Genomic DNA, 19,957 nt, shown 5'->3' on the forward strand with positions numbered 1-19,957 from the left:
ATGAATGATTTTGCGAGCGAACTTGCTAGAGAATTACAAAGATATGCCCATGTTGTGGAAGAAGAATTGTTGACAGCGCAAGAAGAAGTTGCTGATGTTGCTGTGAATAAATTAAAACAAAACAGTCCTAAAAAAACAGGTGCTTATCGTAAAGGGTGGCGTAAGAAAAAAGAAGATAATGGTGTTGTTATTCATAATACTCAAGGGCAATTAACACATCTTTTAGAAAAAGGACATGCGAAAGTTGGCGGTGGACGTGTTCCAGGTCAAGTTCATATTCGTCCAGTTGAAGAGTATGTAATTAATGAATTACCAAGACAGATTGAAAGGGCGCTTGGATAATGACATTAGGTGAATTAACAAAAATTCTTGAAGCTACAGGATATCCTGTGGCTTATTCGCATTTCACAGCAACACCAACGAAGCCGGTCCCAGCGCCACCTTATATTTGTTTCCTTGTGGATGGATCAGCAAACCTAATGGCAGATAACAAGGTTTATCACAAAATAAATGATTTAAATATAGAGCTTTATACAACTAAAAAAGATTTAGTCGCAGAAGCAAAGCTTGAAAAGGTCCTAGACGATCACGAGATTCCTTATGACTCGTACGGGACTTTTATTGAATCTGAAAAAATGTATCAAAAAATATACGGAACGAGGTTGATATAAATGAATGAAAATAAAGTAGCTTTCGGTCTGAAAAATGTCCATTATGCACTCTATGAAATTAAAGATGGTGCAATTACATTCAGTACACCGATTCGATTACCAGGTGCGGTTGAATTAACCTTTGATCCACGAGGGGATCTAATTGAGTTCTACGCTGATGACATGCTTTATTACGCAGCAAGCAATAACCAAGGTTACGATGGAACATTGAGCATTGCTACTATCCCAGAACAATTTGCTATTGATGCGTTAGGCGAACAATTAGATGAGACAGATGGTGTATTAAATGAAGTAGCTGATGCTAAAGGGAAACCATTTGCATTACTATTTGAATTCGATGGCGATATAAACGCTACTCGACATGTTATGTATAACTGTGCAGCGAGTCGTCCAACAATTGCATCTAAAACAAAAACAAATTCAGCTGAACCAAATACAAATGAACTGAAGTTTGTTTCTAGTCCAATCGTTTTAGCTCCTGGTGGAAGACCAATGGTTAAAACAAAAACAACATCTAAAACAACTCAAGCAATTTATGGTAATTGGTACAAAGAAGTATACGTTAAAAAACCAGCAGCACCAAAAGGAGCGTAATAGTAAATGGAAAAGACAATTACAGTAGATGGCCAAGACATTCGTTTAAAAAGTACAGGAGGGACACCAGTCCGATTTAAAGCGCAATTTGGAAAGGATTATTTCGCACAACTTCTCAAGTTAGCACCACTTGGAAAAATCGATATGGAAAATCTAGACCCAAGTAAGTTAGATAGTGTGGATTTCGAAGTATTCTATAATCTTGTTTGGACTATGGCAAAAACGGCCGATCCAAAGATACCAGAGCCAATGGTCTGGCTAGATTCATTTGATGAGTTTCCAATCATCGAAATTTTAGAAGATATTCAAGATATGATAGCTTCCACAATTCAATCTAAAAAAAAGTTGTAGATAGCAATAATAATAGTCAACAAGGAGCGAATCAGGGTGATGTGTTCACCACTGAGACGTTCCTTGTTTTGTGTTATAAATGCAAACTTACAAAAGCAGATTTAGAAGATATGACAATTGGTATGTGCCTTGATTATATCGATGGATATTTAGAAATGCAGAAGCCACCGCAAGAAAAAACGCGTAAAGCAACGCAAGCAGACTTTAATAGTTTCTAAAGAAGAGAGGTGAGAAAATGGCAGGGAAAATTAAAGGAATTACGATAGAAATTGGCGGGAATACAGAGCCGTTACAAAATGCTTTAAAAGATGTAAATAAACGAAGTAATGATTTAACCAAAGAATTAAAAGATGTTGAGCGTCTTTTAAAATTCAACCCTGGTAATATCGAAGCGTTGGCTCAAAAGCAACAATTACTTACACAAGCAATTGAAAATACAACCCAAAAGCTAGATAAATTGAAAGCAGCAGAACAACAAGTGCAAGCTCAGTTTCAAAATGGAAAGATTTCTGAGGAACAATATCGTGCGTTTAGGCGTGAAATTGAATTTACAGAAGGGTCACTTAATGGTCTGAAAAATAAGCTTGGAAATATGAAAGCTGAACAAGACAACGTAGCGAGTTCAACAAGGCAATTAGAAACATTATTTAGAGCTACAGGGAAAAGTGTTGATGATTTTGCAGGAGTGTTAGGAAATCGTCTTGTGAATGCAATTAAAAGTGGTACGGCTACCAGTAGACAGTTAGATCAAGCAATTGGTCTTATTGGTCGTGAAGCATTGGGAGCAGAAGCTGATATTGAAAAGTTACAACGTGCGCTTCGTTCTGTTGATGATGGTAATTCAATACAACAAGTTCGAAATGATTTAAGGGACCTTTCACGAGAAGCTGAAAGAGCAGGTAAAAGCTTCAAAGAGTTAGATATCGGTTTAGAAAATATGTTAGGTGGAGCAATGGCGGCAGGTGGCATCTCAGGTGTAATTGAAAAAGCACTTGATGCCTCAAAATTAAAAACGAAAATTGATGTAACTTTTGAAGTCCCGGCATCATCTAAGAAATCAGTTGAACAAGCTGTTCGAGGAATCGAAGCGTATGGTGTAGATGTGGAGGAAGCTCTTGAAGGAACGCGTAGACAATGGGCTTTAAATAAAACCGTAAGCGATACAGCTAATACATCAATTGTAAAAGGTGCAGCAGCCATTACTACAGCTTATGCTGGTATTGATTTTACTGAGTTAATTCAAGAATCGAATGAAATCGGGAATGAATTAGGGATAACTAATGAAAGTGCTCTAGCATTAACAAATTCTCTTTTTAAAATGGGATTCCCACCTGAGCAATTAGATATTATCGCTGAATATGGTGGGCAATTAACACGAGCTGGTTATACAGCTGAAGAAGTACAAGCAATTATGGCAGCGGGTGTTGATACAGGAACATGGAATATTGATAATCTCTTAGATGGTTTGAAAGAGGGACGTATCAAAGCAGCCGAATTTGGGCAGGGTGTTGATAAATCAATGAAAGAAGCCTTGGAAGGTACAAAGATTTCAGTTGATCAGTTAGAAAAATGGGGGCAATCTGTAGCAAAAGGCGGTAAAGAAGGCTCAACCGCTATGACAAGTATCGCTAAAGCTTTAAATGAGGTTGAAAATGAAACAAAGCGAAATGAGATTGGTGTAAAACTTTTCGGTAGATGATAAATTGTGCCGAAGTAAAATCGCGGTATGAAGCAAGAAGGGTGAGATTCCTGACTTGAACCGAAGGTTATACGAAGTATAGTCAGGGGCAGAGCATAGAGGGTGAAAAGATATAATCCCTCCACGAGACCGCGACACTTATTAGTGAAAACGTATGCCGAACTTACAGGAAATGAACTGTAAGAAGTAGAAGGATAAAAAGCCTTTACGATAACAAAATGACAATGTTTGAAGATCAAGGACAAAATATTATAGATACATTGTTAAATGCTCAAGGTAAAGTTATAGATTTAAATGTGAGTCAAGAAGAGTTAAATGCAATGATTAAGAAAATGGATGCAAGTCCAGCTGTGAAGTTCCAAAAAGCAATGGGTGACTTAAAAATGGCACTTGAGCCACTTTTGGGTATTGTAGCTAATATTATTGGAGCTTTTGCGAGTTGGGTTTCAGCACATCCAGCATTAGCCGCAGCATTAACAACTGTTGCTGTAGCATTAGGAATATTAATTGGAGCTTGCATGGCCTTAGCCCCGGTATTTGTCACCTTATCCAGTATAGCTGGAATTGCAGGTGTAAGTATTGGGGCTGTTGCTGGTCCAGTTGCATTAGTGGTAGGTGGATTTATAGCCGCCACCGCAGCGATAGTTGGATTGGTAATCGGAATTAAAAAGTTGTGGCAAACAAATGAAGGTTTTAAAAATAGTATCACTGGCGTAATAAGTGGAATACAAAGTTTTATCGATATCTTAGTAGCGTTAGGTAAATATCTATTTTGGACAGCGGCAGATGGTGATCACTTAAATGATTGGATCACACACTTACCGAAAGGATTCCAGGATGCGGCTGAAATAATAGGACTGGCAGTAAGTAAAATACGTGAAGCATGTCTTCATCTTTTTGATGCTGTGAAAGCTGTTTTTTCAGGAGATTTTAGCCAATTAGGAGAGATTTTTAAGACAATTGGCCCTTCTATAGCGGGAGCGATTATTGGTGGGCTTCCTGGTGTTCTCATCTCGGTATCTCGTTATTTGCCAGCGATAGCAGAGTATTTGAATGCAAACTCCGGAATTATTCTTGAAACCATAACAAATATTTTTACCAATATAGCTAACTTTGTAACAACAGCATTACCGCAATTTCTTGAAGTCGGATCTCAAATGATTTCAAGTTTTGTGAATGGTTTGGTTGTAGCGGCTCCAATTATCCTTGAAGCCATTGTTGGAATCATTAATACAATTTCACAAATGATTGCAACTTATCTTCCTATGATTGTTCAAACGGGAATCCAAATTATTCAAACCTTAATTTCCGGAATTGTACAGGTTTTACCTACTCTTATCGAGACGGGACTTCAATTAATTATGACTTTAATTAATGGAATTATGCAGATGATTCCGCAATTAATACCAATAGCTGTAACGATTATAGAAACCATTATTAATGGAATTATGTCATTTTTACCACAGTTAATTGAAATAGGAATAAATTTATTAGTTTCGCTAATCACAGGTATTACACAAGCTTTACCTATGATCGGTTTAGCAATTATTACAGTCATTACAACTTTGATTGAAGCAATTACGTCAAATTTACCAATGATTATTGAAGCTGGTGTTAAAGTTTTAATTAGCTTAATAGATGGAATCATTAAAATGCTACCGCAATTAATAGATTTAGCGATAAATCTTATAACGAAAATAGCAGATACATTACTAGCAAACTTACCTAAAATAATTGAATCCGGTATAAAAATTCTAATGGCTATTATCGATGGGATTGTAAAAGTCTTACCACAGCTTATTAACGCAGCCTTAGATTTAATTGTTAAAATAGCATCCACATTAATTGCGAATTTACCAAAGATACTTGAAGCAGGTATCAAAATTTTGCTTATGTTAATTGCAGGGATTGTTCAAGTCTTACCACAGTTAATCGGGGCAGCGCTTAATCTTATTATCACTTTAGCAGGGGAATTAATTAGAAACTTACCAAAGATACTTGAAGCTGGTGTTCAATTAATTTGGGCATTAATAAAAGGTATTGTAAGCATGGTGGGACAGTTAGGTTCTACAATTGTGACTGATATTATACCGAAGATTGTTGATACTTTAAGAAAGATCGACTTATTTAAGATAGGTAAAGATATAATAAGTGGATTGATAGACGGTTTAGGAAGTATGGCTGGAAAAGTGTTAGATAAGGTAAAATCCATCGGTAGCAGTATTTTAGATGGTTTTACTGGATTCTTTGACATTCACAGTCCATCAAGATTAATGAGAGATCAAGTTGGTAAGCATATTGGAGCTGGTCTTGCGATTGGTATGGAAAACTCAATCGGCATAATAAACCGCGCATCTCAAGCAATGAGCGAAGCAGCAGTACCGACAGTTAATGTTGGCAATATAGGATTACAAGCTAACGGATTATATCAAGGTCAAGGGGTAAATGGTGAATTTGCAGTCCCAGGTGGTGGACTAGCAATTGAAGTGCCTGTAATTTTAGAAGGAAGAGAAGTTGCGCGGGGTACTTATCGATATACAACCGAGTATCAAGATAGAGAAGTAAAAAGAAACTCAGACTTTTAGGTTTGGGTTTATTTTATAAAGAAACGGGGTGTCAAAATGAGCTCTTTTACATTCAACAATCAACGAAAAGAATATATCCAAATAGAAAAAGGATGGAGTCCACCAACATGGGCACCTCTAAAACGTAATTTCTTAAAAACACCTGGATATCCAGGCGCAAGATTATTAGGAACGGATACAGATCCTCGTCCGCTTCCTGTCCCTGTAGGAATTATCGTTCCAGATGGAACGGATTTAGAAACGTTAAAAGAAGAAATAGCAGCATGGTTAATTACAGAAGAAGCAGTTGAGCTAGTATTTGATGCAACTCCTGATCGAACATATTTAGCTATAATTGATGAAGATTTTAATCCTGATGATTTCGTTACGTTAGGTAAAGGTACTTTGAAATTTATTTGTCCAATGCCTTATAAATTAGGACCTACTCGAACAGTAGATTTTCAAACAGGTGCGCTTGGGTTAACAGCAAATGTTCAAAACAAAGGAACTGTTCATTCTAATCCTATTATCGAGGTTAACATTACGAAACCAAACACTTTTTTAGATGTATGGTTCGGCGGAGTATCCTTAAGTGATCGAGATTATTTTCGTATCGGTATACCACTAAAAACTGTTGAAAAGCCTGTAGAAAGGAATCAACGTATTGTATGGGATGAAATGGCTACTACGGTCGGATGGAGTAAAGTCAGCTCAATGGAAGATGGTGAGCCAGTTGGCGAAATGAAATCAGATAAATATCAATTTTATTGTTCTGATTTTGGTACTGGAACAGGTAAAGGGTGGCATGGTGCAGCTGTTAAAAAGAGTATACCTGGTGGCCCAGTTCAAGATTTTATTATGCAAGCCTACGTTACTTGTAAGAGTAAGAAAATCAATGAAATGGGAAGAGTCGAGATAGCAATACTCGATGAAAATAGTAAGGTACTTTCAAAAATTGCTATGAACGATCTCTATTGGCAAGCCGAACAAAATTTTGGAACGATGGTTATTGGATACGATAATAAGCCAGGGAAAACAGGATTGATTTATGAAAGCGGTGATTATCCGAATACATGGAATCAATATTTTGGTCGATTGTGGATAGCTAGAACAGGAAACGTATGGGAAGCGTATATTTCAAAATTCCTTCCTGGGACAGAAAAAGATGATTCAGAACGTTTCGCAAGGTGGACTGATGAAAATAACTATCACATGGAAAAAGCAGCTCAAATACAGATTAGCATTATGCAATGGCAAGATGTACCGCCAGTAGAAGCGATGTCAGTTAGTGATTTAAAGTTTTGGAAAGTAAATTTAAATACGAAAAACACACCACCTTATATAGTAGATGTTGGTGATAAAGTCGTAATTGATACAGAAAACAGTCATGTAACGATTGAGGGAAAGGATGCAATTAATATGAAGGATATTTTTAGTAATTTCCCTGTCATTAATAAAGGTATGAATACACTAGAAATTATGCCTTCTGATATCGGAACAGCAAAGGTTAAATATAGGGAGCGATTTAGATGAGAACACCAAGTGGAGTCTTGCATGTTATTGATTTTAAAACGAGTCAAATCGTTTCAGCTATACAACCAAAAGATTATTGGGATGATAAACGTCATTGGGAAATCAAGAATAATATCGATACTTTAGAGTTTAAAGTATTTGATAACACGACATATGCAGCAACACTTATGCAACAAAATTTAGTATTAAAAGAAGTAAGGGATGGGCGTATTGTTCCGTATATAATCACTGAAGTAGAAAAAGACCCTAACGATAGATCCGCAATTACTTATGCATCAGGTGCATGGATTAATCTTGCTAAAGATGACTATATTCGTCCACAGAAAATTGAAGGTAAGACAGTAAATGAATTTATGGATATTGCTCTTATAGGGACAAAATGGAAGCGCGGTAAAACGGAGTATGCTGGATTTCATTCTATGACTATTGATGAATTTATAGATCCATTGAGTTTCTTAAAAAAGATTGCTTCCCTATTTGAACTAGAAATGATATACCGTGTTGAGGTGGTAGGTGCTCAAATTGCAGGTTGGTATGTAGACATGGTGAAAAAAAGAGGAAGAGAAACAGGAAAAGAAGTCACGTTAGGTAAAGATTTAGTTGGAATCAAACGTATTGAGAACTCACAAAACATTTGTACAGCTTTAATCGGCTTTATCAAAAAAGAAGGTGGAGAAGTTCTCACTATTGCAGATATAAACAAAGGTATGCCCTATATTGTAGATAATGATGCTTTTCAACGTTGGAACGAAAAAGGGAAACATAAATTTGGATTTTACACACCAGAAACAGAACAAGATATAACACCAGAACGTTTATTGACTCTTATGAAAACAGAGTTAGCAAAACGTGTGAATACTTCTATTTCTTATGATGTTCAAGCACAAAGTATAGGCCGTGTATTTGGACTAGCTCACGAGTTAATCAATGAAGGAGATACAATCCGAATTAAAGATGTTGGATTTACACCTAAGCTTTATTTAGAAGCAAGGGCAATCGCTGGTGATGAATCACATACGAATCCTTTGCAAGATAAATACTCATTTGGTGATTACCGCGAAATTACTGATCCAAATGAAGAACTACGAAAGATTTATAAGCGTATTCTTAGTTCACTAGGAAGTAAGCAAGAACTGATAGATCAGTTAGATAAATTAGTGAAAGATGCAAATGAAACAGCTAATAATGCTAAGAAAGAATCCGAAGCAGCGAAAACATTGGCTGAAAAGGTTCAAGAGAATCTTAAAAATAACACGGTAGACATCATTGAAGCTAAGAATCCACCGACAACGGGACTTAAACCTTATAAAACACTTTGGCGTGATATTAGTAATGGAAAGCCTGGTATTTTGAAAATATGGACAGGCGCAGCTTGGGAATCGGTTGTACCTGATGTTGAATCTGTTAAGAAAGAAACACTTGAGCAGGTAAATAAAGATATTGAGTCCGCCAAAACGGAGTTAAATCAAAAGGTTCAAAGTGTGGAAGGTAAAGCGCAAGAAATAGCTGGACAAATAGTAGATGTTCAAAAGCAAGTCAATGGAAAAGTGGATCAAACATGGATTCATACACAGTTAAAAGATAAAGCCGATAAATCTGGAGTGTTTACAAAAGAAGAAATTAACAATGGTTTTATAGGGAAACAGATCTATGAAACTGATAAACAAGGGAACGTACAGAAATTCAAGGATATTAATACATCGATTGGTCAAACGAATGAAGCTCTTACACAGAAAGCGGAGAAGTCTGAATTAAAGAGAACGAATGAAGGTTTATCACAGCTAGAGCAGAAGACGAACGAAATTAAGACAACAGCTGAGGGGACGAAACAAACCCTTACTGAACTTAAAACTAAAGTTGATAATACTGAAATTGGTGTTCGTAATATATTACTAAATAGTCAATTGCCAGTAATTTATTCTAATAATGCACCTATCTATCCAATAGATGTATCTGAACAAACGGAAGGTACAGTTAAGTTTTTAAGGGTTAAGAACTCTAAAAAAGGTACAGATACTGTTACGCTTAGTTTGTATAATGGATTTTTACTATCAAACGTATCGGATAATATTGCTGGTAGGCAGGTTACTTTCTCTCACAAAGTTAGGGCATCAAAAGCAATGAGTATGACATTGATGGCACTGTTATATGGCAGCTCAGAATTTCCATTTCCTGATAGAAATAAAACATTTGAAGTTAATGGTAGTTGGGCTACTATATCGACCACTCTTACAATGCCAAATGACCTGTCTAAATATACTGGAATTAGATTTATCCTTTCAACTCCAAAGGTCCAACAAGCGGATATTTATGTGGATTTTAGGGAGTGGAAAATTGAGCTTGGAAACAAGCCTACAGACTGGATACCAGCACCAGAAGATCAAGTAACAACAACTGACTTTACCAAAAAGACAGTAGAAATTGAGACTACTATTAAAGGGATTAACACTACTGTTTCTAATGTTCAAAATGAACAAGGAAAGCTTACTGAACGTGTAACGAAATCAGAGCAAACCGCAGATGGATTTAAAACTTCTATTGAATCGTTAACAAAAACAGATACTGAAATCAGTAATAAATTAAATACGGTTGAATCGACTGTGGAAGGTACGAAAAAGACGATTTCTGATGTACAACAAACAACAAGTGAGCTTAAGAAAACAACAACTGAAATTAAAGAAGAAGCAGGAAAGGTCACCGAGAAGTTGAGTAGTGTGGAGAAAAAGTTTGATGATATGAAGATTGGTGGACGTAACATTCTGTTAAGTACAGGTGGCACACTTAAATCTGACACAGGAACAACAGTGTCTAATATAGTAAATAAGTCATTTAAAATTGTGCCGGATGGTTTATCGATGTTACAAGGGCAGCAGTTTACTGTTAGCTTTAAAGCTAGAACTATTGGATATGAAAAGGGAACACCGAATCCATGGGCTGGGGTAGAAGTGTGGATTAAGTATAAAGATGGTGAACAATTATGGCCTGGTGTTCGTTGCGAAAGTGATGTTAACGCAAACCAAGAATGGAAAACATATTCCTTTACTTATAATCTTAAAGATAAGGCAATTGAGGTTTTCAATCCGCAAACGCTATTACGTAATGTTAAAGGCATGATCGAATTAAAAGAATGGCAAATTGAAATTGGAAATAAAGCAACAGACTATAAACCAGCAGTAGAAGACCAAGTATCAACCGATGAATTCACGAAAAAAACAACCGAAATTGAAAAAAGTGTGGATGGTGTAAAAAATACTGTATCTAAGGTGCAGAATAGTCAAGATGGATTCGAAAAACGCATGACTACAGTGGAACAAACAGCAACTGGATTATCTTCCACAGTGAGCAATTTAAATAATGTAGTATCAGATCAAGGGAAAAAGCTTACTGATGCAAATACAAAACTCGAACAACAGGCAACAGCAATTGGAGCGAAAGTTGAGCTTAAACAAGTAGAGAATTATGTTGCTGGATTTAAGATACCTGAGTTGAAGCAAACCGTTGATAAAAATAAACAAGATTTGTTGGGCGAATTAGCTAACAAACTTGCAACTGAGCAATTTAATCAAAAAATGACTTTGATTGATAACCGCTTTATTATCAATGAACAGGGGATCAATGCTTCAGCCAAAAAGACAGAGGTATATACAAAAGATCAAGCAAATGGGCAATTTGCCACATCATCTTATGTAAGAGATATGGAAACCCGTCTTCAGTTAACTGAAAAGGGCGTTCGTATATCTGTAAAAGAAAATGATGTAATCGCAGCATTCAATATGAGTAAAGAAAACATTACTTTGAATGCGAATAGGATTAACTTAAGAGGTTTTATTACAGCGGATCATATCAAAGGGCAAGTTTTAGAAGGAGTAACACTTAAAACGAGTGGAAGTAGATTTGTTGAAATAAATAAGCAAAACATGAAGATTTTCGATGCAGATAGGCCGCGTGGTTATATAGGATTTATGGAAGCAAATGATGGAAGTATTCAACCTTCATTAGTCCTTGGTTCTGATAATAGAAAATACGCCGGCACAGGATCGTTTTATATTTATCAAGTCATGCCGCGAATTAATGGAGTTGATCAACCTTCTAAAGCGTATGCAAAGTTTGGGATTTCTAAAGGAGAAAATGCAGAAGGCACTAATATATGGTCATCATATATTCAAATGCAGAATGACGGTGGACATCTTTATGCATATGCAGCCGGAAGATTATACTTTGACAATTTGAATGACATTGTTTTTAACTCAGTGGGATGGGCTCCAGGATACGGAAAGTTTATAGTGACAACCACAGAGCCGCATTATTTTAAAAATAACTATGGTGAGTTTCATTTTGATAGAAAAGGTACTGGGAACAGTATATACTTTGCCAATGGCGTTAATGATCATGATTTAAACATGGGAAGATTAATGCTAAGAGCAAGTCTTGTATCAGGCTATGATATGAATTTACAAATTAAAGATGTGTATGGTAATGGATGGCGAGATATAGAATTAAGAACGCTGCGAGCGCAAGAAAATGTAAATGCCAATGGTCAAATGTGGGCGAAAGCATTTAATCCTACATCAGCTAGGAATATGAAAGAAAACATAAAAGATATTCCTTTCTCAGCTCTTGATAAAATCATGAGTTTAGCTATCAAACAGTACAACTTCAAGGACGACATGTATGATCTGTATCAAATGCGTGTGAACAAGCCGGAAGAACAAACAGAACCATATACAACAAAAGAAATTGAAACGTATTTCGGTATGATTGCAGATGATACGGATGCTATATTTACAGATAAAGAGAAACGGGCCATTAATTTATATAATACTGTTTCTATTCTTATTGCAGCTTTCCAACAACAGTATCATGAATGTAACGAAGGGTTAACTACTGTTAAAGGTGAGAATAAACAACTAAAAGAACAGGTTGCGACACTAACAAACGATGTGTCTACATTAACAGAATTAGTACAAAAATTAATAAACGGGAAACCAGAGCAGCCATAAGCTGGTCTTTTTTTATGTGTGCCAGGCATGGCAACTATCTAGGTGGTGAAAGTCCACTGTGGGGGTACACATCGGCCAACCACTAAGGAAGCGCAAGGTACTTACCGTGAGGTAAGGGCTGGAGGAAGCGTGAAATAAAATCTTGGCTCGACGAACAGAAATCTGATACGAAGGCTTTATAAAGGGATGAGACTCCATGACAAGTTAAAGTCCAAAAAGATGTGCGTAACTTTGTAGAGTAAATCAGGCGAGTAAAAGAGGAAAGATAGTTGTCTTACCCTGGGAGGTCTTGCGGATGTACTAACGGTACAGTCGAAAATGGTTAGCCGCGAGAAGTCAGCCGAAGCCATAGTAGTGAAATAAATTCATGAAGGGCCGAACAGTTTATAGGGTTTCAACGCCACGAATGCGTAAGTGACGTACTCTGAATGTGCTAATGGTGAAAGTATGAGCGTATCTCAAAGGATAATCAGAACAGAGGTATCACTTATTACGTAAGGGGAAGGAGAAACGAGTGTGGAACTTTTAGAAACAATATTAAGTAATCAAAATATGAATGAAGCCTACTTACGCGTTTATAAAAATAAAGGTGCAAGTGGAGTTGATGGCGTAACAGTCGACGAACTTAAACGATATCTGAAAGAAAACAAGGACGAGCTACGTCAGCGCATTAGAACAAGAAAATACCAACCACAAGCTGCCTTAAGAGTGGAAATCCCAAAAGAGAATGGCAAGATGCGCAAGCTGGGAATACCAACAGTAGTGGATAGAGTAGTTCAACAAGCCATTCATCAAATACTCAGTCCTATATTTGAGAAGCAGTTCAGTGAATTCAGTTATGGTTTTAGACCAAAAAGAAGCTGTGAGATGGCAATCGTTAAAAGCTTGGAATTTCTAAATGATGGATATGATTGGATAGTGGATATTGATTTGGAAAGATTCTTTGATACAGTCCATCACGATAAATTGATGCGAATTATTTCCAACACAATACATGATGGGGATGTCATTTCTCTCATAAGAAAGTACTTAGTTAGTGGGGTCATGGTGTGTGGGAAATATGAAGAAACACCAGTTGGGACTCCGCAAGGAGGTAATCTCAGCCCTCTATTGAGTAATATTATGTTGAACGAACTCGATAAGGAACTCGAAAGTAGAGGACTTCAATTTGTGAGATACGCTGATGACGCTCTTATCTTTGTGAAGAGCAAGAAGGCAGCGGGCAGAGTGATGAAATCAATCGTGAAATTCATAGAAGAGAAATTAGGTTTGATAGTCAATACAGAAAAGAGTAAAATCTCTCGGCCAGAAGATTTAAAATTTTTAGGGTTTGGATATTATCACAACCCTAAGGATCAGAGATACCAAACAAAACCACACCCAATCTCAGTACAGAAATTTCAAAGAAAGCTGCGCCAATTGACAAAACGAAACTGGAGCGTTCCGTTGGACTATCGAATATTGAAACTAAAACAAGTTATATTCGGATGGGTAAATTACTTCAGGAGTGCAAATATGAAAGGCGTTATGAAACAAGTAGATGCGAAGCTCCGCTCCAGAATTAGGGTGATTATCTGGAAGCAATGGAAAGTACCGAAGAAACAAATCCAATCACTTATTCAACTAGGGATTCCGAAGGAAGAGGCGAAAGGATTAACCTTCTGTCGAAAGGGCTACCGATATATAGGATTATCGAAAGTTGTTCAAAGAGCAATTTCAAACCAAAGATTAAAGAAAAGAGGAGTCCCTTCTTCTTTAGAACGATATCTAAAAGTTCACACTGTAATATAAACTGAACCGCCGTATACGGAACCGTACGTACGGTGGTGTGAGAGGGGCGGATATCAGAAGATGTCCCCTCTACTCGATTATCTAAAAAAGGAGAGGAAAAGATGGATCGTATTGATGTATTATTAAAAACCTTTATTGCCACTTTTGGTGGATTCTGTGGGTATTTCTTGGGGGGATGGGATGCAACATTGAAAATCTTAGTGACGATGGCAGTTATTGATTATTTAACTGGCATGATTGCAGCAGGGTATAACGGAGAATTAAAAAGTAAAGTTGGTTTCAAAGGCATCGCCAAAAAGGTGGTGCTTTTTCTTTTGGTAGGAGCGGCAGCTCAACTAGATTCAGCACTTGGAAGTAACAGTGCAATTCGTGAAGCAACTATCTTCTTCTTCATGGGTAATGAGCTACTTTCACTTTTAGAAAATGCTGGTCGGATGGGTATTCCGTTGCCAGAAGCTTTGACAAATACTATCGATATTTTGGTAATAAGAACCCAAAAAACAAACTCTGAATATGATAATAAAAAAGGAGATGTTCAATAATGGAAATCAAAAAAATGTTAGTACCAGAAAGTCGTTATTCAGTTTTATGCCCAAATCCAATGATTCCAACGGAAATTACATTCCACAATACTTACAATGATGCTACAGCATTAAACGAACGTAATAATGTCGCTAACAATAGTACAGGTACTTCGTTCCATGTTGTAGTAGATGACAAAGAAGCGATTCAATTAATTCCGTTTAATAGAAATGCTTGGCATGCAGGTGATGGTAATGGACAAGGTAACCGTCATAGTATCGGCGTAGAGATTTGTTATTCTATGTCAGGTGGAGAAAGATACCGCCAGGCTGAATTGAATGCAATTCAAGTGATCCGTCAGTTAATGGCCATGTTCAATATCCCAATTTCGAAAGTTAAAACACATCAAGAAAGAAGCGGGAAGTACTGTCCTCATAGAATGATTAATGAAGGGCGTGTGCAGTGGTTTAAACAACAATTAGTTGATGGTGAAACAGTTCAAGTTCCGGAAACACCACAGATTCCACAACCGTCAATCACAAGTGGGACAGGTATTGTTTATATTACTGGTAAAAACGTAAACTTACGAAAAGGACCAGGTACTCAATACGATTCAATTAGAAAGCTAAATGCACCTGAAAATTACCTAGTATGGGGACGTTCTGGCGGATGGCTTAATTTAGGTGGCGATCAGTGGGTTTATGAAAATACAGAATGGTTACGTTTCGAAGCAGATGGACAATCATCCGCAACTTCAGTAGTAAACAAGCGAGTTGTTTCTAAGGTAAATGGCCTACGATTCTATTCTAGACCTTCTTGGGGCGATTCTGATGTTGCTGGTACTGTAGGTGTAGGCTTAGGATTTACTATCATTGATAAAATAGATGTAAATGGTTCTCCGCAATATAAAGTGAAAAACTCAAAAGGTAACATCTTCTGCATTACAGCCAGTCCTACTTATGTAGAAATTAAATAAAGACAAACCAGCGCACTCTTGACCAGGGAGTGCGCTGGTTGCGGATGGATGAATCTATGTCAAAGACAATATATGGTGCAATTCGGGTCTACTGAACCAAAATGAAAAAATAAATTGAAGTGACCCCTAAAAGTTAGACACGGTTATTTCATTAGGCAGCTTGATAAAAGTGAGTCCGGTATTGTACCGGGCTCATTTTTAATTTTGCCTTAATCCGTTTCGTATTATAATAATCTATATATTTTTCTAATTCTATTTTAAAGTGCTCTACATTTTCAAATTCTTTTATGTAGAGGAACTCCGACTTCATAATCCCAAAGAAATTTTCTATTACTGCGTTGTCGTAACAGTTGCCTTTTCGAGACATACTCTGGACGATAGCTCTTGATTCAAGTGTACGGACGTACTGTCTCATTTGATAATGCCATCCTTGATCCGAATGCATCAGTAGCTGGTGGGTTTCAGGTAAACGTTCCAATGCTTTCTCTAACATGTCTGAAACAAGCGAATACGTCGGTCTAGAACCAATTGTATAGGTAATAATTTCACCATTATACAAATCTAATACAGGTGATACATACAGTTTTTCTCCAAACAATTTAAACTCTGTGATGTCTGTTACCCACTTTTGATTCGGTGCATCTGTATGAAAATTACGCTCTAAAATATTAGGTGCAATTCTACCGACTTTTCCTTTATAGGATTTATATTTCTTCATACGCACAACACACTTTAACCCAAGCTCTTTCATAATGCGCTGAACCTTCTTGTGGTTCACTTTCTGGCCACGATTCGTTAATTCATCACGAATGCGACGATAACCATAACGACCTTCATTTTCCTCATAAATCGCTTTAATCTCGGCTTTCAAATCGGCATCTACATCTGGACGATTCATTTTCTTTACTAAATCATAATACGTGCTTCGAGGAATAGTAGCTAGCTCCACGAGTGCCTTCACCGAATATTTATGCCTTAATTCATAGACTACTTGCGCTTTGTCTTGTTTTGTGATTTTTCCTTGTTTTGAACTAAGGCATTTAACTTTTTTAAGTACTCATTTTCCATCTCAAGCTGTTTAATGCGTGCTTCAAGTGCTTCGACTGATCCTTCAGCTAAAGGTTGTTTTACTTGTTTATTTGAATCTTTTTTCATGGATGGACGCCCCTTTTTCTTAGATTGAAGGGCATCAATTCCTTGTGTTTCGAGCTGTTTTTTCCAAACAGAAATCGTTGAAGGGGCAGGAATATTAAAGATAGCTGCCGTCTCAAATAAGGACATACCGTTTTCAATCATAAAGTTTAGTACGTCTAGTTTAAATTGTTGTGTGTAATTTGTACATCGTTTTAGAAAAGCTTCCAGACCATTCTGTTTATATTGGTTTACCCAATTCAAAATGATTGTGTCACTTATACCGAGCGATCTACCCATTTCTCGATAACTTTCATTTCCGTTCAAATAACGTAGAACGATTTGTATTTTTTCATCAGCTGTAAATTTAGCCATAGAAAAACTGCACCCCAATTGTTAGACTGTGTCTAACAATTGGGGTGCAGTTCAATGCATGGTGCTCTTTTTTATTTTATTTTTTTCATCTCTGCATAACATTTTCAACCCTGTTCATACTATTTTTGTAACTTAAAGTTACAAACTATTTCTGTAAGCGGAGCGTTTCTTTTGTACAACAAGCAGTTAGTTTTATTAACTAGCTGCTTTGTTGTGCAAAAGAAAGATCTGCACATGTATTAAGAACATACATAAAATATCATGTGGTATTCTTTTTCAATTTTAGTTTTGGTCATGGAGCGCCTTAAAAAGCGCTCTTTATATTTGCAAATAACCATTTCGTTCAAACATACACACGATTTATATAAACTAAGCATATATTTACATAGACAAGACATAGCTTTTACTATACATGCACAATTTTTGTGCATGTTTTTTTGTTCAACACAATAACTATTTTGTACATTCCTTGCACCTTTAAATGAGGCAATCATATGTTGTAGTATTATGTTTCATCGCTTATAGGAGCCTCCTTTTTTCAAGAGTACATATTTGATATGTGCTCTTTTTTCATTCTCCTATACGAATAATCTTTTTTACATTACACAAACTATCCTCAAGTCAACTTCCCATGACTACACTCTTTAAAAATGGAGCTTTACCCCTCCGGACTTTTTAGGCACACGGCAGGTAACTTAGTCAATTACCTGCCATTTTCTATTCAAATAACGCATTTGTTTAATGAAAATCAATTAACTATAATTTGAAAAATCGGAAACATTTACTCAATGATTTTTCTGAATACTCATACTATTATTTATGTGCTGATGTTCACCATCCCAAGAACTCAGTAATATCATCCACAGACTCCACTCTCACCCTTTTGAGAGTGGAGCCTTTATTTATAAGGATTATCCTCAATATTTATTTTTATAAAATTCAAATTTGGTCTTAATATCCGTTATCTTGGCGCTGGTGGTTCACTTCATTCTTTTTGTAATAACCTTGCTCAATCTCTTCAAATGTGATTCCTAATTTCTTACCTAAACCTAAGAACGAGTACAATAATTCCTCATAAAGCTCAATGTCTTGAGTTGCACGAAATTCCGATACAAGCTTCATATACATTGTTAAATTGATTTACTAGCGTACTTGCGGTATAGACGTTTGCATTATGTTCTAATAACTTCAGGCTATATTCATTAGGATTAAATCCGATGCCATTCCCTAATGAAGATATAAAATGAAATCCATCTACATACTCCATTAAAATAACTTCTTTTTCACTAGGTCCTTTATTGTTCCAATGCTTAAAGCATCTTGTTTCATTTGCAAGTTCTCCAATTTCAACCTGTAATGCAAGAATCATATTGTAAAATAAATTTTGCCCTTCTAATCCATGCTCCTCAATGATTCTTGTATCTAACACCTTTTGCATTCTGAATATTTTAGTTAAATTCATTTTGCTTTCCCCTTCCTATTTAGCAAATCCCTAATCCTATCGGACGATTTTTAATTAAATACTTATCAGCCTGATCTATTACAAGGATAGCAACCTCAGCTTGATGTCTCCTTAACGCTTTTGCCATCTTTGGTAAACTCATGCCTTGACTCCACATTTCACGAAAACGAATTACATCTCTTTCATCCCAAATGAAGTTAGCTTCTTCTAAAGCGATGTATACCTTCAACCGTGATTCCTTCATCGCTTCATGATTTCTCGCTACACTCATAAGCGAACCTACTTTCTTAAAATGATTATTTTATCTTTTCAGTAAACTTAGTATCTACACGATCAACTTTACCGTTTATCCAAACAGCAACTTGCTCACCAAAACCACTCTCCGGTGGATTGAATGCTGTAACATTTCCATCCTTTACTATTAAAAGCTTGTTATTACTAACATCAATTTCTACTTTTTTCATATGTCCATCTCCCTCGTAGAATATAGTTTAGATCAGTATTTCTGCTTTCTAATTACCCTGATTTTAAAAAAAATANAGCAATGACTAGATTTAAAATCTAATCATTGTTTTTTTCTTATGGTTTTATCATTAAATATCTGTCTAGTTTGGGCATTGCTTCCTTCTAGCTAATGATTTTATTACAACCGTGTAAGGTTAATGTAATGTTAATCGATAGTAAAATAAGTTGCTTAAGTGTATTTTAAATAAGATTAAAAAGTACTGTTTATCTACAAAATAATAGGGTAAATACTATGTAATTAGGAAGTGTATGAATATGGTTGAACTAAAATCTATTTTCCATTCGTATAAACTAAAGAGAAAAATAGCTAAAGATTTATACGGAAAAAGAGATGAATTATCACTGTTATTAAATGAATTTAATAATATGAAATGTACAGTAACATCTGAAAAGAAGAAAAATAATATATTATCTCGTTTGCAACTAATTTATCAAAATATGAAATCGGATAAGCAGTACCCTCTAGCAGTTGCTTTTGATAGTAAATTATTGGAGCGATTAGAAAAAGAATCTCTACATACTATTGAGGAGGGTGTAACATGTCTACATTTAATGTTAGATATGAATTATGAGAAGATAAAACAATATGGTTCGGGTACAAGTAGGTCATTCGTTCCATTATCGCAGTCTTCTATTTGTCTTGCTGATTGTATTTGTTTAACAGGAGTTGTAGTAGGTTTACTAGGAGCAATTTCATTTGGAGGATTACTGTTATCTATATGTTCAATTACATAAAGGTTGATATTTGTAAAAAGGGCACCGA

Annotated in this window: 17 protein-coding genes and 1 pseudogene; 13 read left to right on the forward strand and 5 right to left on the reverse strand. The window is 36.1% G+C overall.

Translation table 11 applies throughout. From position 1 onward, the window contains the following. The 6 genes from V6946_RS13460 (at nucleotide 1) to V6946_RS13485 (ending at nucleotide 3,315) form a co-directional block, all read left to right on the forward strand. Complete coding sequence (locus tag V6946_RS13460; protein WP_098214535.1) at nucleotides 1-342, forward strand: HK97 gp10 family phage protein; 342 nt, start codon at nucleotides 1-3, stop codon at nucleotides 340-342. Continuing rightward, on the forward strand, nucleotides 342-671 hold the full coding sequence (locus V6946_RS13465) for a hypothetical protein (protein ID WP_098214536.1): 330 nt from the start codon (nucleotides 342-344) through the stop codon (nucleotides 669-671). Before V6946_RS13460 ends, V6946_RS13465 begins: the two co-directional genes overlap by 1 nt. Then, nucleotides 672-1,265, forward strand: a complete 594-nt coding sequence (locus V6946_RS13470; RefSeq protein ID WP_006914605.1) for a major tail protein — start codon at nucleotides 672-674, stop codon at nucleotides 1,263-1,265. It begins immediately after the preceding gene. Nucleotides 1,266-1,271: 6 nt separating this feature from the next. Further along, nucleotides 1,272-1,616, forward strand: a complete 345-nt coding sequence (locus V6946_RS13475; RefSeq protein WP_000415940.1) for a hypothetical protein — start codon at nucleotides 1,272-1,274, stop codon at nucleotides 1,614-1,616. A gap of 68 nt (nucleotides 1,617-1,684) precedes the next feature. Next, nucleotides 1,685-1,834 (forward strand): hypothetical protein, encoded by a 150-nt coding sequence (locus V6946_RS13480; protein WP_006914606.1) that lies wholly within the window; start codon nucleotides 1,685-1,687, stop codon nucleotides 1,832-1,834. Between the two features lie 17 nt (nucleotides 1,835-1,851). Beyond that, nucleotides 1,852-3,315, forward strand: coding sequence for a hypothetical protein (locus V6946_RS13485; RefSeq protein WP_366982240.1), 1,464 nt, complete (start codon nucleotides 1,852-1,854; stop codon nucleotides 3,313-3,315). A 301-nt stretch (nucleotides 3,316-3,616) separates the two neighbouring features. On the opposite strand, the gene V6946_RS13490 is transcribed toward V6946_RS13485, so the two are convergent. Next, complete coding sequence (locus V6946_RS13490; RefSeq protein WP_325826090.1) at nucleotides 3,617-3,835, reverse strand: hypothetical protein; 219 nt, start codon at nucleotides 3,833-3,835, stop codon at nucleotides 3,617-3,619. On the opposite strand from V6946_RS13490, the gene V6946_RS13495 reads away from it, so the two are divergent. The 6 genes from V6946_RS13495 to V6946_RS13520 all read left to right on the forward strand — a co-directional run bounded on the left by V6946_RS13495 (nucleotide 3,834) and on the right by V6946_RS13520 (nucleotide 15,701). Then, entirely contained in the window at nucleotides 3,834-5,900 is a 2,067-nt protein-coding gene (locus V6946_RS13495) for a phage tail tape measure protein (protein ID WP_325826091.1), read from the forward strand. The two genes, V6946_RS13490 and V6946_RS13495, sit on opposite strands and share 2 nt — an antisense overlap. 36 nt (nucleotides 5,901-5,936) lie before the next feature. Further along, nucleotides 5,937-7,412 carry a distal tail protein Dit gene (locus tag V6946_RS13500; protein ID WP_098214540.1) on the forward strand — a complete coding sequence of 492 codons (1,476 nt, stop codon included), beginning with the start codon at nucleotides 5,937-5,939 and terminating at the stop codon, nucleotides 7,410-7,412. After that, a complete protein-coding gene (locus V6946_RS13505) occupies nucleotides 7,409-12,412 on the forward strand; it encodes a phage tail spike protein (protein ID WP_406622337.1) in 5,004 nt (1,667 codons plus the stop codon). Before V6946_RS13500 ends, V6946_RS13505 begins: the two co-directional genes overlap by 4 nt. A gap of 516 nt (nucleotides 12,413-12,928) precedes the next feature. Beyond that, nucleotides 12,929-14,203, forward strand: coding sequence for a group II intron reverse transcriptase/maturase (ltrA, locus tag V6946_RS13510; protein WP_406622338.1), 1,275 nt, complete (start codon nucleotides 12,929-12,931; stop codon nucleotides 14,201-14,203). 101 nt (nucleotides 14,204-14,304) lie between these two features. Continuing rightward, nucleotides 14,305-14,745, forward strand: coding sequence for a holin family protein (locus tag V6946_RS13515; protein WP_006925945.1), 441 nt, complete (start codon nucleotides 14,305-14,307; stop codon nucleotides 14,743-14,745). Beyond that, on the forward strand, nucleotides 14,745-15,701 hold the full coding sequence (locus V6946_RS13520) for an N-acetylmuramoyl-L-alanine amidase (protein WP_197228430.1): 957 nt from the start codon (nucleotides 14,745-14,747) through the stop codon (nucleotides 15,699-15,701). Before V6946_RS13515 ends, V6946_RS13520 begins: the two co-directional genes overlap by 1 nt. Nucleotides 15,702-15,852: 151 nt before the next feature. Here the strand turns inward: V6946_RS13520 and V6946_RS13525 are convergent. The 4 genes and pseudogenes from V6946_RS13525 to V6946_RS13540 form a co-directional block, all read right to left on the reverse strand. Beyond that, nucleotides 15,853-17,207 (reverse strand): IS3 family transposase gene (locus V6946_RS13525; protein ID WP_085961003.1). Its coding sequence is split into 2 segments (ribosomal slippage): nucleotides 15,853-16,754 and nucleotides 16,754-17,207, totalling 1,356 coding nucleotides; the frame shifts between segments, so codons are not numbered across the junction. 951 nt (nucleotides 17,208-18,158) lie between these two features. Continuing rightward, nucleotides 18,159-18,669: pseudogene (locus V6946_RS13530) on the reverse strand (dUTP diphosphatase). A gap of 19 nt (nucleotides 18,670-18,688) precedes the next feature. Beyond that, nucleotides 18,689-18,940, reverse strand: a complete 252-nt coding sequence (locus tag V6946_RS13535; RefSeq protein WP_006923989.1) for a hypothetical protein — start codon at nucleotides 18,938-18,940, stop codon at nucleotides 18,689-18,691. A gap of 25 nt (nucleotides 18,941-18,965) precedes the next feature. Beyond that, a complete protein-coding gene (locus V6946_RS13540) occupies nucleotides 18,966-19,133 on the reverse strand; it encodes a DUF3954 domain-containing protein (RefSeq protein ID WP_006923988.1) in 168 nt (55 codons plus the stop codon). 310 nt (nucleotides 19,134-19,443) lie between these two features. Here V6946_RS13540 and V6946_RS13545 point away from each other — a divergent pair, with 310 nt between their 5' ends. Continuing rightward, on the forward strand, nucleotides 19,444-19,929 hold the full coding sequence (locus V6946_RS13545) for a hypothetical protein (protein WP_002024190.1): 486 nt from the start codon (nucleotides 19,444-19,446) through the stop codon (nucleotides 19,927-19,929). The last annotated feature ends 28 nt before the right edge of the window (nucleotides 19,930-19,957 follow it).

Source organism: Bacillus sp. PPSBB_2 (genome assembly GCF_045291115.1).
Lineage (GTDB): Bacteria > Bacillota > Bacilli > Bacillales > Bacillaceae_G > Bacillus_A > Bacillus_A cereus.

Excerpts from the sequence above, each read along its gene's own strand:
- V6946_RS13460 (WP_098214535.1), top strand. The coding sequence starts at position 1 with ATGAATGATTTTGCGAGCGAACTTGCTAGAGAATTACAAAGATATGCC.
- V6946_RS13465 (WP_098214536.1), top strand. The coding sequence starts at position 342 with ATGACATTAGGTGAATTAACAAAAATTCTTGAAGCTACAGGATATCCT.
- V6946_RS13470 (WP_006914605.1), top strand. The coding sequence starts at position 672 with ATGAATGAAAATAAAGTAGCTTTCGGTCTGAAAAATGTCCATTATGCA.
- V6946_RS13475 (WP_000415940.1), top strand. The coding sequence starts at position 1,272 with ATGGAAAAGACAATTACAGTAGATGGCCAAGACATTCGTTTAAAAAGT.
- V6946_RS13485 (WP_366982240.1), top strand. The coding sequence starts at position 1,852 with ATGGCAGGGAAAATTAAAGGAATTACGATAGAAATTGGCGGGAATACA.
- V6946_RS13495 (WP_325826091.1), top strand. The coding sequence starts at position 3,834 with ATGGCCTTAGCCCCGGTATTTGTCACCTTATCCAGTATAGCTGGAATT.
- V6946_RS13490 (WP_325826090.1), bottom strand. The coding sequence starts at position 3,835 with ATGCAAGCTCCAATTAATATTCCTAATGCTACAGCAACAGTTGTTAAT.
- V6946_RS13500 (WP_098214540.1), top strand. The coding sequence starts at position 5,937 with ATGAGCTCTTTTACATTCAACAATCAACGAAAAGAATATATCCAAATA.
- V6946_RS13505 (WP_406622337.1), top strand. The coding sequence starts at position 7,409 with ATGAGAACACCAAGTGGAGTCTTGCATGTTATTGATTTTAAAACGAGT.
- V6946_RS13515 (WP_006925945.1), top strand. The coding sequence starts at position 14,305 with ATGGATCGTATTGATGTATTATTAAAAACCTTTATTGCCACTTTTGGT.
- V6946_RS13520 (WP_197228430.1), top strand. The coding sequence starts at position 14,745 with ATGGAAATCAAAAAAATGTTAGTACCAGAAAGTCGTTATTCAGTTTTA.
- V6946_RS13535 (WP_006923989.1), bottom strand. The coding sequence starts at position 18,940 with ATGAGTGTAGCGAGAAATCATGAAGCGATGAAGGAATCACGGTTGAAG.
- V6946_RS13540 (WP_006923988.1), bottom strand. The coding sequence starts at position 19,133 with ATGAAAAAAGTAGAAATTGATGTTAGTAATAACAAGCTTTTAATAGTA.
- V6946_RS13545 (WP_002024190.1), top strand. The coding sequence starts at position 19,444 with ATGAATATGGTTGAACTAAAATCTATTTTCCATTCGTATAAACTAAAG.